The following is a 15,191-nucleotide window of genomic DNA, read 5'->3' on the forward strand; positions in this document are numbered from 1 at the left end:
ACAGGCGGGCAAGCGGCCGCCGATGACGCAGTACCGCCTGCGGGCTTGTGGGCGGCTTCGGGCACGGCCGGGCCGGGGGCCTAAAATCGCCGGTTGATTCCGGCAATCCACCTTGTCAGGCCCCTGGGCCGCAGCACCATGCAAGAGAAATACAACCACATCGACGTTGAGCGCGCAGCGCAAGACCACTGGTCCGCCCGCGACGCTTACCGCGTGACCGAAGACCAGGCCAAGCCCAAGTTCTACGCCTGCTCCATGCTGCCCTACCCCAGCGGCAAGCTGCACATGGGCCATGTGCGCAACTACACCATCAACGACATGCTGACGCGCCAGCTGCGCATGAAGGGCTACAACGTCCTCATGCCCATGGGCTGGGACGCCTTCGGCCTGCCGGCCGAGAACGCTGCGCTCAAGAACAAGGTGCCGCCCGCGCAGTGGACCTACGACAACATCGCCTACATGAAAAAGCAGATGCAGGCGATGGGGCTGGCCATCGACTGGAGCCGCGAGATCGCCACCTGCGACCCCGACTACTACAAGTGGAACCAGTGGCTGTTCCTGAAGATGCTGGAAAAGGGCATTGCCTACCGCAAGACCCAGGTCGTGAACTGGGACCCGGTGGACCAGACCGTGCTGGCCAACGAGCAGGTCATCGACGGCCGCGGCTGGCGCACGGGCGCGCCGGTCGAAAAGCGCGAAATCCCCGGCTACTACCTGAAGATCACCGACTACGCCCAGGAGCTGCTGGACCATGTCCAGGTGGGCGGCGACAAGGCCACGCTGACCGGCTGGCCTGAAAAAGTCCGCCTGATGCAGGAAAACTGGATCGGCAAGAGCTCCGGCGTGCGCTTTGCGTTCACCCACGACATCCGTGGCGCCGACGGCCAGCCCATCCAGGACGGCCGCCTGTACGTGTTCACCACGCGTGCCGACACCATCATGGGCGTGACGTTCTGCGCCGTGGCGCCCGAGCATCCGCTGGCCCTGCACGCCGCCGCCACGAGCCCCAAGCTGGCCGCCTTCATCGAAGAGTGCAAGAAGGGCGGCACCACCGAGGCCGAACTCGCGGTCAAGGAAAAGGAAGGCCTGCCCACGGGCCTGTTCGTCACGCATCCGCTGACGGGCGCCCAGGTCGAGGTCTGGGTCGGCAACTACGTGCTCATGAGCTACGGCGACGGCGCCGTCATGGGCGTGCCCGCACATGACGAGCGCGACTTCGCCTTTGCGAAGAAGTACGGCATCGCCATCCGCCAGGTCATCGCGGTCGAAGGCGAGGCCTTCAGCACCGAGGCATGGGCCGACTGGTACGGCGACAAGCAGCGCGCTGTCTGCATCGAATCCGGCGAACTCGACGGCCTGCCCCATGTGGCGGCCGTGGACAAGGTGGCCGAACTGCTGGCCGCCAAGGGCCTTGGCGAGAAGAAAACCACCTGGCGCCTGCGCGACTGGGGCGTGAGCCGCCAGCGCTACTGGGGCACGCCGATTCCCATCATTCACTGCGAGGACTGCGGCGCCCAGCCCGTGCCCGCCAAGGACCTGCCCGTGGTCCTGCCCCAGGACCTGGTTCCCGATGGCTCGGGCAACCCCCTGATCAAGAGCGAAGCCTTCCACGCCGGCGTGGTCTGCCCCTGCTGCGGCAAGAGCGCGCGCCGCGAGACCGACACCATGGACACCTTCGTGGACTCGTCCTGGTACTTCATGCGCTATTGCGACGCCAGGAACAGCGAGCAGATGGTGGCGGAAGGTGCCGAGTACTGGATGCGGGACCAGAATGCCGCCACCGGCGGCAGCGGCATGGACCAGTACATCGGCGGCATCGAGCACGCCATCCTGCACCTGCTGTACGCGCGCTTCTGGACCAAGGTCATGCGTGACCTGGGCCTGGTCAAGGTCGATGAGCCCTTCACCAAGCTGCTGACCCAGGGCATGGTGCTCAACCACATCTACAGCCGCCGCACGGCCAAGGGTGCCAAGGAGTACTTCTGGCCCAAGGATGTCGAGCATGTGTTCGACGAGACCGGCAAGATCGTGGGCGCCAAGCTCAAGGCCGAGGTGGACAGCGCCGATGGCCTGCTGCCCGTGGGCACGGACATCGACTACGAGGGCGTGGGCACCATGTCCAAGTCCAAGAACAACGGCATCGATCCGCAGGAGCTGATCGAGAAGTACGGCGCCGACACCGCGCGCCTGTACACCATGTTCACCGCGCCGCCCGAGCTGACGCTGGAGTGGAACGATGCCGCCGTCGAAGGCAGCTACCGCTTCCTGCGCCGCGTCTACAACTTCGGCGCCAAGCTGTCGCAGATGGACATGGCCGGTGCCGTGCAAAGCGTGGCCGGCGCCAAGTCGCTGGACGACGTGGAGTTCGGCAAGGCCGCCAAGTCCCTGCGCCTGGAGATCCATACCGTGCTCAAGCAGGTGGAATACGACTACCAGCGCATGCAGTACAACACCGTGGTCTCGGGCGCCATGAAGATGATCAACGCGCTGGAGGACTTCAAGTCCTTCGACGACGCGGGCGCCCAGGTGGCGCTGATCGAAGGCTTCGGCATCCTGCTGCGCGTGCTCTACCCGGCCACGCCCCACCTGGCCCATGCGCTGTGGAGCGAGCTGGGCTACGCCGCCCACCTGGGCGACGTGCTGGATGCGCCCTGGCCCCAGGTCGATCCGCAGGCACTGGTGCAGGACGAGATCTCTCTGGTGCTGCAGGTCAACGGCAAGCTGCGCGGGGCCATCCTGGTGTCCTCGACGGCCGACAAGGCCGAGATCGAGCGCATTGCCCTGGCCAACGAGGAATGCCAGAAGTTCACCAACGGTGCCGTGCCCAAGAAGGTGATCGTGGTGCCTGGCCGCCTGGTCAACGTCGTGGTCTAGGCCATGGCATGCCCCCTGAGGCGCTGCGCGCCTTCCCCCTCTCGCTTCGCGGGGGGGACGACACCCTCGCTGCGGGGCGGCCCTTGCTCGGTGTCCCTCGCTTTGGGCGCGACCGTTGCAAGGGCTGTGAGTGGCGCAAGCGCCTTGGAGAACTGATATGCAAAAACGTACCCTGCTCACCGCCCTGGCCCTGGCTCCGCTGCTGGGGGCCTGCGGCTTTCGCCTGCGGGGGGTGCCGACCTTCGTGTTCCGCTCGCTCTACATCCAGGCGGGCCGGGGCTCTCCGGTAGCGCGGGAGCTGTCGCGCAATCTGGCCAGTGCCAGCGACAAGCTGACCGTGCTGCGCGATCCGGCATCGCCCGACGATGCCGAAGCGATCTTCCAGATCGTCAGCGAGCGGCAGGAGCGGGTCATCGTCGGCATGAACGCGCTGGGCCAGGTGCGCGAGTTGCAGCTGCGCCTGCGCGTGCGCTTCAAGCTGCGCACGCCCAATGGCGACGAGCCGATTCCCGAGACCGAAATCCTGCAGCAGCGCGATGTGACGTACAACGAAACCAACGCGCTGTCCAAGGAAGCCGAGGAGGCCATGCTCTACAAGGACATGCGCACCGACATCGTGCAGCAGTTGCTGCGCCGTCTGGCCGCCGTCAAGAGCCTGACCTGAGCCCCATGCAGCTTGCCCTGAACCAGCTTGGCGGCCATCTGGCCAAGGGCCTGCGCCCGCTCTATGTGCTGCACGGCGACGAGCCGCTGCAGCAGCAGGAGGCGGCCGATGCCATCCGTGCCGCCGCGCGCGCCGCGGGCTACACCGAGCGCAGCAGCTATACCGTGGCCGGCGCGCATTTCGACTGGAGCGCCGTGCTGGCGGCCGGTGGCTCGCTGTCGCTGTTCGCCGACCGGCAGATCGTCGAGATCCGCATTCCCTCGGGCAAGCCCGGCAAGGACGGCGGCGCCGCGCTGCAGCAGATCGCCGAGTCCGCGCGGGGCAATGACAGCACGCTCACCCTGGTCCTGCTGCCGCGCCTGGACAAGGCCACCAAGACGGGGGCCTGGTTCAGCGCGCTGGAGGCCCAGGGCATGACGCTGCAGATCGATCCCATTGAGCGCGCCCAGTTGCCGGCCTGGATTGCCCAGCGGCTGGCGGCCCAGGGCCAGCGAGTCGCACCCGGCGAGGAAGGGCAGCGCACGCTGCAGTTCTTTGCCGACCGCGTCGAAGGCAACCTGCTGGCCGCGCACCAGGAAATCCAGAAGCTGGCGCTGTTGCATCCCGAGGGTGAACTGAGCCAGGCCCAGGTCGAGCAGGCCGTGCTCAATGTGGCGCGCTACGACGTGTTCAAGCTGTCGGAGGCCGTGCTGGGCGGGCAGCTGGCGCGCGTCTCGCGCATGCTCGATGGCCTGCAGGCCGAAGGCACGGCCGAGGTGCTGGTGCACTGGACCCTGGCCGAGGACATCCGCGCCATCTGCCGCGTGAGGGACGCCATGGCCGCAGGCCAGCCCCTGCCGATGGCGCTGCGCGCCCAGCGCATCTGGGGCGTCAAGGAACGCTTGTTCGAGCGCCTGCTGCCGCGCATCACCGACGCCCAGGCCGCGCGCCTGCTGCAATCGGCCCACGCGGTGGACGGCATCGTCAAGGGCCTGGCCTTCGAAGGCTGGCCGCGCGACGGCTGGCAGGCCCTGCGCCGCCTGGCCGTGGACCTGGCCCAGGCCGGCGCCAAGGGCTGACGTACCGTTCCTAGCGCGTCTTTTCCAGCTGTGCCTGGGCCTTGGTGGCCCAGGTCTCAAGGTTGTCCAGCAGGTCCTTCTGGCTGAAGGAGCAGCTTTCCTCGCTGAACAGCGCGCTGGACTCCAATCGGTCCAACAGATTGAGCAGCACTTCGCCGTAGCGCGGCGGCAGGGCCTGCAGCAACTCCGACGAGGCCCTGGCCTGCTGTCCGAGCACGGCGGCCGACAGCTGCTGCTGTGCCAGTTGGGCGAAGCCGGCGTGCAGCTGGGCGAGCTGCTGGGCGGCGAGAAGAGTGTCGTGGCTGGTGGACATGGCGGGAAAACCTCTGCGTACTGGGCAGCAGTGTAGGGTGGCCGCGACATCCTGCCGGCCGCCGCAACGCGGGGTTTGCCCTCTGGCGGCCGTGCGCAGACGCATCCCGGCCGCATCGCAGCCGCATGTCGGCGCGGGGCATGCCCGGTCCCGGTGCGCAAATGGGCGCAACTCGGCGAGAATCTCGGAATGAACGCGCTCAATATCGTCGAATACACCCACAACCTGGGCGTTCAGGCCAAAGTGGCCTCCGCCCAGATGGCCCGAGCCTCGGCTGCCGTCAAAAGCCGCGCCCTGCTGGCGCTGGCGCGCCTGCTGCGGGAGAACGTGGAGCCGTTGCAGACCGACAACGCCCGTGACCTCGACCGCGCCGTGGCCAACGGCCTGTCCGCTCCCATGGTGGACCGCCTGCGCCTGACGCCCAAGGTGCTTGAAACCTGTGCCCAGGGCTGCGAACAGCTGGCATCCATGGCCGACGTGATCGGCGAGATCATCGGCATGAAGCAAATGCCCAGCGGTATCCGGGTGGGCCAGATGCGTGTGCCGATCGGCGTGTTCGGCATGATCTACGAAAGCCGCCCCAACGTGACCATCGAGGCGGCCAGCCTCAGCATCAAGAGCGGCAACGCCTGCATCCTGCGTGGCGGCTCGGAAGCCATCGACTCCAACAAGGCACTGGCCGCCCTCGTGGCCAGGGCGCTGGCCGAGGCCGGCCTGCCCGAGCACGGCGTGCAGCTGGTGCAGACCACGGACCGCGAGGCCGTGGGCCAGCTCATCGCCATGCCCGACTACGTGGACGTCATCATCCCGCGCGGCGGCAAGGGCCTGATCGAGCGCATCAGCCGCGAGGCCAAGGTGCCCGTCATCAAGCACCTGGACGGCAATTGCCACACCTATGTCGATGATCCCTGCGACATCGCCATGGCCGTCAAGGTGGCCGACAACGCCAAGACCAACAAGTACAGCCCCTGCAACGCCAGCGAGAGCCTGCTGGTGGCGCGCGGCGTGGCCGCCGAGTTCCTGCCGCAGATCGGCGCCATCTACGCCGCCAAGGGGGTCGAGATGCGCGGCTGCCCCGAATCGCTGGCCATCCTGAAGTCCGTGGCCGGTGCCCAGCTGGCCGAGGCCACCGAGCAGGACTGGAGCGAGGAATACCTGGCGCCCATCATCAGCGTCAAGATCGTCGCGGGGGTGGACGAAGCCATCGCCCACATCAACCGCTACTCCAGCCACCACACGGATGCCATCCTCACGCGCGACCACATGCATGCCCAGCGCTTTCTGCGCGAGGTGGACTCGGCCAGCGTCATGGTCAATGCCAGCACGCGCTTTGCCGATGGCTTCGAGTACGGCCTGGGCGCGGAAATCGGCATCAGCACCGACAAGTTCCATGCGCGCGGTCCTGTGGGCATCGAAGGTCTCACCTCGCTCAAATACGTGGTGCTGGGTGAAGGCGAAGTCCGCACCTGACCGGACCGTGCTGCGCGCCGGCAGGCACCCGGCCGGGACGCCCCGCGCCGGGATGCCCCGCGCCGGCACCGCAGCACCGCAATGAACCCATGAAAATCATCATTCTTGGCGCCGGCCGTGTGGGCTACAGCGTGGCCGAAAGCCTGGTGTCCGAACGCAACGACATCACGGTGATCGACACCGATGCGCGTCGCCTGCGCGAGCTGGAGTCGCGGTTCGACCTGCGCGGCGTCGTGGGCAACGGTATCGATCCCCAGGTGCTGGCCGAGGCCGGAGCCAAGGATACGGACCTGCTGATCGCCTGCGCCGCGCTCGACGAAACCAACCTGGTGTGCTGCAAGCTGGCCCAGGTGCTGTTCGAGATTCCCACCCGCATCGCGCGCGTGCGCTCCTCGGGCTTTGGCGATGACGAGACGCTGCTGGGCAAGGAAGGCTTCGGCGTGGACCGCATCATCTGCCCCGAGGAGTCGCTGACCAACTACATCAGCAAGCTCATCGAGTTCCCCGAGGCCATGCAGGTGCGTGCCTTCGCGGGCGGACGCGCCGCGCTGGCCTCGGTGCGTGCGCGCGACGGCGCCCCCGCCGTCGGCAAGCACATCGGCGAGCTGCGCGACTGCATGCCCGAGTTGGCCATGCGCATCGTGGCCATCTACCGGCGTTTCCTGGAGGAGCCCGACCGCTTCGTGCGCTGCGACGGCAACACCCGCATCGAGCCCGGCGACGAGGTCTTCATCCTGGCCGCGCGCGAGCATGTGGCCGAGGTGCTGCGCGCCATCCACCAGCCCGCGGGCCGGCCTTCGCGCCCTGTCTACCGCATCATGATCGCCGGTGGCGACCAGGTCAGCCTGCGCCTGGCGCTGCAGCTGTCGCGCGTGCCGGGCCGCTTTCACATCAAGATCATCGAGCCCGACGAGCAGCGCTGCCAGGACCTGGCCTCGCTGCTGCCGGCCGAGGTGCTGGTGCTGCACGGCGATGCCACCGACGAGGACCTGCTGGCCGATGAAAGCGTGGAGGACGTGGACCTGTTCCTGGCCCTCACCGACGACGACGAGAACAACATCATGGCCAGCCTGCTGGGCAAGCGCATGGGCGCGCGCCGCGTGCTCTCGCTGATCACGCGGCGCGCCTATGCCGACCTGATGCACGGCACGCAGATCGACATTGCGCTGTCGCCGGCCCAGGCCATGCTCGGCGAGCTGCTGGCCTATGTGCGCCGCGGCGACGTGCAGGCCGTGCACAGCCTGCGCCGGGGCGTGGCCGAGGCGCTGGAGATCGTGGCGCGGGGCGACCGCAAGAGCTCGCGCGTGGTCGGCCGCAAGGTCGAGGACCTGCGCGTGCCCGAGGATGCGCACATCGGCCTCATCGTGCGCGGCATTCCCGAAGGCGTGCCGGCCGACGAGATCGCGGCCGGTGCCGAGCCCGAGGTCATCATCCCGCGCGGCAACACCGTGATCGAGAGCGGCGACCACGTGGTCTTCTTCCTGCCCCACAAGCGGCTGGTGCGGGACGTGGAAAACCTGTTCCGCGTCAGCGCCACCTTCTTCTGAGCCCATACCCATGCGCGACCTGTTCCCCGTCCTGCGCGTGCTTGGCATGCTCATGGTCATGTTCGCGCTGTCCATGCTGCTGCCCTTTGCCGTGTCCTGGTTTGCCGACGACGGCATCTGGCGCATCTACCCCTGGGCCATCGGCATCACGGCGGCGGCGGGGCTGTCGCTGTGGGTAGGCCTGGACCATTTCCGGCGCGAGCTGCAGCCGCGCCACGGCGTCATCCTCGTCACCCTGGTCTGGGTGGTGCTGCCGCTGTGCGCCATGCTGCCCCTGGTGCTGGGCCTGGGCCATGTGGGCCTGAGCATCAGCTTCACCCACGCCTATTTCGAGGCCGTCTCGGGCCTGACGACGACGGGCGCCACCGTGCTCACGGGGCTGGACGCATTGCCCGTGTCCATCAATGTCTGGCGCACCTTCCTGCAATGGCTGGGCGGCATGGGCATCCTGATCCTGGCCGTGGCCATCCTGCCGCTGCTGGGCGTGGGTGGTGCCCAGCTGTTCCGCGCCGAGGCCGCCGGCCCCATCAAGGACACCAAGCTGACGCCGCGCATGACCGAGACCGCCAAGGGCCTGTGGGGCGTCTACGGCGTGTTCTCGCTGGCCTGTGCACTGGCCTTCTGGGCCGCGGGCATGGAGCCGCTGGATGCGCTGATGCACATGTTCGCCACGGTGAGCCTGGGCGGCCTGTCCTCGCATGACGCCAGCTTCGCCTACTTCGACTCGCCGCTGATCGAGCTGATCGCCCTGGTCTTCATGCTGCTGGCCAGTTGCAACTTCGCGCTGTACTTCGTGGCCATGCGCAAGGGCCGCTGGGACGGCTTCTGGCGCGACCCCGAAATGCGCGCCACGCTGGCCGTGCTGCTGGGCGGCGGGCTCATCGTCGCGCTGCTGCTGTGGGCCAAGGGCGTGTACGGGCCTGTCGAGGCGCTGCGCTATGGCATCTTCCACGTGGTCTCGGTGGCCACGACCACGGGCTTCACCACCGTCGACTACCTGAGCTGGCCCGTCTTCGCGCCCGTGCTCATGCTGCTGCTGTCGGGCGTGGCCACCAGCGCGGGCTCCACGGGTGGCGGCATCAAGATGGTGCGCATGCTCATCCTGCTCAAGCAGGCGCGGCGCGAGCTCACGCGGCTCGTGCACCCGCGCGCCATGCAGCCCGTGCGGCTGGGCAACGGCGTGGTGGACGACCGCATGATCTTCTCGGTGCTGGCCTTCATGCTGGTCTATGGCGCCACCGTGATCACGCTCAGCATGGTGCTGCTGCTCACCGACCTGGACCCGGTGACCGCCTTTTCCGCCGTGCTGGCCAGCGTGCACTGCATGGGGCCGGGCCTGGGCGCGCTGGGGCCGAGCTCCAACTATGCTGTGCTCACCGACTTCCAGACCTGGATCTGCACCCTGGCCATGCTGCTGGGGCGCCTGGAAATCCTCAGTTTCATGGCGCTGCTTTCCCCGGCTTTCTGGCGCCGATGATGCCGAAGAGACTAGGGAAAACACTTAGACCATGGTCCAATCTCTACAATTGCCCCCCACCGCCGTACCCAGAGGGTCTTTATGGTTCCACATCTCATCACGGCCCTGACAGGCCCGATCAACGAGCTTGAGCAGCGCATCCTCGACTCCATGCCGGCGATCGAGCGCTGGTTCCGGCTCGAATGGATGGAACACACGCCGCCTTTCTATTGCTCGGTGGACATCCGCAACGCCGGCTTCAAGCTCGCGCCCGTGGATACCAACCTGTTTCCTGGCGGCTGGAACAACCTGACCGACGAAATGCTGCCACTGGCCGTGCAGGCGGCCATGGCGGCGATCGAGAAGATCTGCCCCGAAGCGCGCAACCTGCTCATCATTCCCGAGAACCACACGCGCAACACCCATTACCTGGCCAACGTGGTGCAGCTCAAGCGCATCTTCAACATGGCCGGTCTGAACGTGCGCATCGGCTCCATCAGCCCCGATGTGAAGAAGACCACCACCGTCACCCTGCCGCATGGCGACACGGTGACGCTGGAGCCGGTGATCCGCAGCAAGCGCCGCATCGGCCTCAAGGATTTCGATCCCTGCACCATCTTGCTCAACAACGACCTGTCCTCCGGCGTGCCGGGCATCGTCGAGGAGCTGTACGAGCAATACCTGCTGCCGCCCCTGCATGCAGGCTGGAGCGTGCGCCGCAAGAGCCGCCATTTCCAGAGCTACGAGGAAGTGGCCAAGCGCTTCGGCAAGCTGCTGGGCATTGATCCCTGGCTGATCAACCCGCTGTTCGGGCGCAGCGAAGGCATCGACTTCGCCAATGGAGTGGGCATGGAAGGCCTGGCCGAGCAGGTCGATGTGCTGCTGGCCAAGGTGCGCCGCAAGTACAAGGAATACGGCATCAAGGAAAAGCCGTTTGCCATCGTCAAGGCCGACAACGGCACCTATGGCATGGGCGTGATGACCGTGCGCGACGCCAAGGAACTGGCCGAGCTGCCGCGCAAGAGCCGCAACAAGATGGGCATGATCAAGGACGGCCAGACCGTGCACGACGTGATCATCCAGGAGGGCGTGCTCACCCAGGAGCGCATGAACAACGCCGTGGCCGAGCCCGTGGTCTACATGATGGACCGCTACGTGGTCGGCGGCTTCTACCGCATGCACCCCGAGCGCGATGTGGACGAAAACCTCAACGCGCCCGGTGCCGGCTTCGTGCCGCTGGCCTTCCAGCACAGCACCCAGCTGCCCCAGATCGGCGCCCGCCCGGGTGCCAGCATGCCCAATCGCTTCTACATGTACGGCGTGGTCGCCCGCGTCGCCATGCTGGCGGCCAGCTATGAGCTGGAGGCGACCAACCCCAACGCGGAAATCTACGACTGATCGGGGTGCTGTCCGATGCGCTCGTCATCAGGACAGCGGACAATGCCGGCATTTCAATTGACTGAAGCCATCTCCCCACGGGATGGCGCATAGACCTGTGCAGAAAACCAAATCTTCGTTGGCCGCGCTCACCCTGGGCGCCATCGGCGTGGTCTATGGCGATATCGGCACCAGCGTGCTGTATTCGGTCAAGGAGGTGTTCGGCTCCGGCCATGTGCCGTTCACCCAGGAGAACATCTACGGCGTCCTGTCGCTGCTGTTCTGGACGCTGACGGTCATCGTCTCGCTCAAATACGTGGTCCTGGTGCTGCGCGCCGACAACAACGGCGAAGGCGGCCTGGTCGCCATGCTGGCCCTGGCCTCGCAGACCGTCAAGGACAAGCCGCGCCTGCGCAGCGTGCTGCTGCTCATCGGCATCTTCGGCACCTCGCTGTTCTATGGCGACGGCGTGATCACGCCGGCCATCTCCGTGCTTTCGGCCGTCGAGGGCCTGGAGGTGGTGTCCCCGCACTTCACCAAGGCGGTGATTCCGCTGACCCTGGTCATCCTGTTCCTGCTGTTCTGGTTTCAGAAACACGGCACGGCAGGGATAGGGCGCTTTTTCGGGCCCATCACCCTGGTCTGGTTCGCCACCATCGCCGCGCTGGGCATACACCAGATCGCCGGCCATCCGGAAATCCTGGCGGCCATCAGCCCGCACTTCGCGGTGCGCTTCATCTGGGACAACCCCGGCACCAGCTTCATCATCCTGGGCGCCGTCGTGCTGTGCGTGACCGGGGCGGAGGCGCTCTACGCCGACCTGGGCCACTTCGGCAAGAAGCCCATCCGCCTGGCCTGGTTCTCCGTGGCCATGCCTGCCCTCACGCTCAATTACTTCGGCCAGGGTGCGCTGCTGCTGGCCAACCCGGCCGCCGTGAAGAATCCCTTCTACATGATGGCCCCGGCCTGGGCCCTGCTGCCCCTGGTGCTGATGGCCACCATGGCCACGGTCATCGCTTCGCAGGCCCTGATCACGGGCGCCTTCAGCGTCACGCGCCAGGTCATACAGCTGGGCTATCTGCCGCGCCTGGAAGTGCGCCACACCAGCGTGCGCGAGGCCGGCCAGATCTACATGCCCCTGGTCAACTGGAGCCTGTTCGTGGCGATTGCGCTGGCCGTGGTGCTGTTCCGCTCCAGCGGCAACCTGGCGGCCGCCTACGGCATTGCGGTGACGCTGGACATGCTGATCACCACCACGCTGACCTTCTTCGTGATCCGCTACCGCTGGAACTACCCGCTGGCCCTGTGCATTGCCGCCACCGGCTTCTTCTTCCTGGTGGACCTGGCCTTCTTCTCGTCCAACCTGCTCAAGCTGTTCGATGGCGGCTGGTTCCCGCTGCTGATCGGCGGCACGGTGTTCTCGCTGATGATGACCTGGCGCAAGGGCCGCGAGCTGCTGCACCAAAAGCTGCAGGCCGATGCCATCGACCTCAAGAGCTTCCTCGAATCGGTCTGGCGCCATCCCCCTGCGCGGGTGCCGGGTACGGCCGTCTTCCTGTCCGGCGAGCCTGGCACCGTGCCCAACGCCCTGCTGCACAACCTCAAGCACAACAAGGTGCTGCACAGCCAGAACATCTTCGTCACGGTGCGCAACCACGAAATTCCCTGGGTAGGCCTGGACAAGCGTACCGAGATCGAGGCCCTGGGCAGCGACTGCTGGCAGGTCATCATCAACTACGGCTTCAAGAACGAACCCGACGTGCCGGCGGCGCTGTCCCTGTTGCGCCCCCGGGGCTGCCAGCTCGACGCCATGGAGACCAGCTACTTCCTGTCGCGCGATGTCATCATCCCGCGCATCAGCCACCGCATGGCGCCCTGGCGCGAAAAGCTGTTCGCCCAGATGCACCGCAACGCCAGCCGTGTCTCCGACTTCCTGCACCTGCCCAGCAACTCCGTGGTGGAGCTGGGCTCCAAGATCGAGCTGTAGGCGTCGCCCGCGCATCGCACGATCCGCGACTGTGGTGACAGAATCGCGCGATGCGCTTTCTCCGTGACTTGAGTCCCTCCGCCTTTGCGGCCGGCTTCGTGGCCGTGCTCGTGGGCTTCACCAGCTCGGTGGCCCTGGTCTTCCAGGCCGCCCAGGCCTTTCATGCCACACCCGAGCAGATCACCTCCTGGGTCTGGGCGCTGGGGCTGGGCATGGGCCTGTGCTCCTTGCTGCCCTCGCTGATACTGCGCATGCCCGTCATGGTCGCCTGGTCCACGCCAGGCGCTGCCGTGCTGGCCACGGCGGGGCTTGCCGGAGGCTTTTCCATGGGCGAGGCCGTCGGCGCCTTCATCATCAGCGCGGGGCTGATCATCCTGGTGGGTGCCACAGGCTGGTTCGAGCGCGTCATGAACCGCATCCCCATGGAAATCGCTGCCGCCCTCCTGGCGGGCGTACTGGCCAACTTCGGCATGCAGGCCTTTGCCGCCGCCAGGCACGCGCTGCCCCTGGTGCTGGTCATGCTGCTGACCTATCTGCTGTCGCGCCGCCTGGCACCGCGCTATGCGGTCATCGCCACGCTGGCGGTCTCCATCGCCTGGGTGGCGCTCACCGGCCAGATGCAATGGTCTGCCGTGCATGCAGGCCTTGCCTGGCCGGTCTTCACCATGCCCGAGTTCTCCGTGCCCGCCCTGGTGAGCCTGGCCTTGCCCCTGTTCGTCGTCACCATGGCCTCGCAGAACCTGCCCGGCGTGGCCGTCATCCGCGCCACGGGCTACAACCTGCCCATCTCCCGCATCATCAGCATGACCGGCATCGCCACCCTGGTGCTGGCCCCCTTTGGCGGATATGCACTCAACCTCAGCGCCATCACCGCCGCCATCTGCATGGGGCCGGAGGCCCATGAGGACAAATCACGCCGCTATACGGCGGCGGCCGTCTGCGGCCTCTTCTATATAGTCATCGGCATCTTCGGCGCCGTGGTCACAGGGCTGCTCACCGCCTTCCCCAGGGAACTGGTGGTCTGCATTGCGGGGCTGGCCCTGCTGGGCTCCATCGGCAGCGGCCTGGCCACGGCCCTGCAGGGAGAGGAGCACCGGGAGGCGGCGCTGATCACCTTCCTGGTCACGCTCAGCGGCGTGGTGATAGCCGGAGTCGGCTCGGCGTTTTGGGGCGTGGTCGCAGGCAGCCTGGCGCTATTTGTGCAACATTACCGACGTGCACGGGCCATCTGACATGCGGCCCAGGCCCGGGCACCCCCTTTTGCTTCCTATATATAGGCGAGGCACGGGCCGCCGCCTTCCGCACACAAGCCATGCAAATCCTCTTCGTTGCCGATCCGCTCGAATCGTTCCAGACCTACAAGGACACCACCTTCGCCATGATGAGGGAGGCACAGCGGCGCGGCCACTCCATCGTGGCCTGTGAACCCAGGCAGCTTTCCTGGCAGCGTGGCGGCAAGGTCGTCGCCCATGTACGGCACATCCAACTCACGGGGGATGCGCAGCAGTGGTTCGAGACAACCCAGGAGGGGCTGGCTGAACTGGCAGGCTTTGACGCCATCCTCATGCGCAAGGACCCGCCCTTCGATTCCGAATACTTCTATTCCACGCACCTGCTCGAACAGGCCGAGCGTGAAGGCGCCAAGGTCTTCAACAAGCCCAGGGCGCTGCGCGACCATCCGGAAAAGCTGGCCATCCTCGAATTCCCGCAATTCATCGGCCCCACCCTGGTCACCCGCAGTGCACAGGACATCCGTGCCTTCCATGAAGAACACCAGGACATCATCCTCAAGCCGCTGGACGGCATGGGCGGCATGGGCATCTTCCGGGTCGGCGCCGATGGCCGTAACCTGGGCAGCATCATCGAAACCCTGAACCAGGGTGGCTCCAGCAGCGTCATGGTGCAGAAGTTCCTGCCTGAGATCACCCAGGGCGACAAGCGTGTGCTCGTCATCGGAGGCAAACCGGTTCCCTACTGCCTGGCACGCATTCCCCAGGGCAACGAAGTGCGTGGCAACCTGGCAGCCGGCGGCAAGGGCGTGGCCCAGCCGCTGAGCGAGCACGACAAGGCCATGGCCGAGGAGATCGGCCCCATCCTCATGGAGCGTGGACTGCTGCTGGCGGGCGTCGATGTCATCGGGCAATGCATCACCGAGATCAATGTGACCAGCCCCACCTGCTTCCAGGAGATCTACGACCAGACCGGCTGCGACGTGGCCAGCCTCTTCGTCGATGCCCTGGAACAGGCTCTGGCGACGGCCTGAAAAAATCCTGGCAGATGACGCCAGTCATCCGCCAGGATTGGTGCTAGAATTGCGCCCCTGCACTCGATGACATGCAAATGTCTGAAAAGTGAAGCTTCCAAGGTTTTGCAAGAACGTCAAAAAACGTGCTACAATGCAAGGCTCTGCTGAAGAGAAGCGATGCAGATCGCTGGTGTTGAAGA

General features: G+C 66.3%; 11 protein-coding genes. 10 read left to right on the forward strand and 1 reads right to left on the reverse strand.

Annotated features, from left to right (window positions below; all coding sequences use genetic code 11):
• Positions 1-138 precede the first annotated feature (138 nt).
• The 3 genes from leuS (at position 139) to holA (ending at position 4,596) form a co-directional block, all read left to right on the forward strand.
• A complete protein-coding gene (leuS, locus tag DA1_RS07575; protein WP_034397431.1) occupies positions 139-2,874 on the forward strand; it encodes a leucine--tRNA ligase in 2,736 nt (911 codons plus the stop codon).
• A 157-nt stretch (positions 2,875-3,031) separates the two neighbouring features.
• Positions 3,032-3,538: an LPS-assembly lipoprotein LptE gene (locus DA1_RS07580; protein ID WP_012207799.1), complete on the forward strand. Its 507-nt coding sequence runs from the start codon at positions 3,032-3,034 to the stop codon at positions 3,536-3,538.
• A 5-nt stretch (positions 3,539-3,543) separates the two neighbouring features.
• Positions 3,544-4,596, forward strand: a complete 1,053-nt coding sequence (holA, locus tag DA1_RS07585) for a DNA polymerase III subunit delta (protein ID WP_012207798.1) — start codon at positions 3,544-3,546, stop codon at positions 4,594-4,596.
• A gap of 10 nt (positions 4,597-4,606) precedes the next feature.
• On the opposite strand, the gene DA1_RS07590 is transcribed toward holA, so the two are convergent.
• Positions 4,607-4,909 (reverse strand): hypothetical protein, encoded by a 303-nt coding sequence (locus tag DA1_RS07590; protein ID WP_013804767.1) that lies wholly within the window; start codon positions 4,907-4,909, stop codon positions 4,607-4,609.
• A gap of 189 nt (positions 4,910-5,098) precedes the next feature.
• Between DA1_RS07590 and DA1_RS07595 the strand changes: the two genes are divergently transcribed.
• The 7 genes from DA1_RS07595 (at position 5,099) to gshB (ending at position 15,009) form a co-directional block, all read left to right on the forward strand.
• Positions 5,099-6,379 (forward strand): glutamate-5-semialdehyde dehydrogenase, encoded by a 1,281-nt coding sequence (locus DA1_RS07595; RefSeq protein ID WP_012207797.1) that lies wholly within the window; start codon positions 5,099-5,101, stop codon positions 6,377-6,379.
• Between the two features lie 89 nt (positions 6,380-6,468).
• A complete protein-coding gene (gene trkA, locus DA1_RS07600; protein WP_012207796.1) occupies positions 6,469-7,926 on the forward strand; it encodes a Trk system potassium transporter TrkA in 1,458 nt (485 codons plus the stop codon).
• A gap of 10 nt (positions 7,927-7,936) precedes the next feature.
• Complete coding sequence (locus tag DA1_RS07605; RefSeq protein ID WP_013804766.1) at positions 7,937-9,403, forward strand: TrkH family potassium uptake protein; 1,467 nt, start codon at positions 7,937-7,939, stop codon at positions 9,401-9,403.
• Positions 9,404-9,484: 81 nt separating this feature from the next.
• Positions 9,485-10,780, forward strand: a complete 1,296-nt coding sequence (gshA, locus tag DA1_RS07610) for a glutamate--cysteine ligase (RefSeq protein WP_012207794.1) — start codon at positions 9,485-9,487, stop codon at positions 10,778-10,780.
• Positions 10,781-10,877: 97 nt separating this feature from the next.
• On the forward strand, positions 10,878-12,746 hold the full coding sequence (locus tag DA1_RS07615) for a potassium transporter Kup (RefSeq protein WP_034397428.1): 1,869 nt from the start codon (positions 10,878-10,880) through the stop codon (positions 12,744-12,746).
• Between the two features lie 50 nt (positions 12,747-12,796).
• A complete protein-coding gene (locus tag DA1_RS07620) occupies positions 12,797-13,978 on the forward strand; it encodes a benzoate/H(+) symporter BenE family transporter (RefSeq protein ID WP_034397426.1) in 1,182 nt (393 codons plus the stop codon).
• Positions 13,979-14,058: 80 nt separating this feature from the next.
• Positions 14,059-15,009, forward strand: a complete 951-nt coding sequence (gshB, locus tag DA1_RS07625; protein ID WP_034397425.1) for a glutathione synthase — start codon at positions 14,059-14,061, stop codon at positions 15,007-15,009.
• Positions 15,010-15,191: the final 182 nt, after the last annotated feature.

Origin of the sequence: Delftia acidovorans NBRC 14950 (assembly GCF_001598795.1) — a bacterium.
Taxonomy (GTDB): Bacteria; Pseudomonadota; Gammaproteobacteria; order Burkholderiales; family Burkholderiaceae_C; genus Comamonas; species Comamonas acidovorans.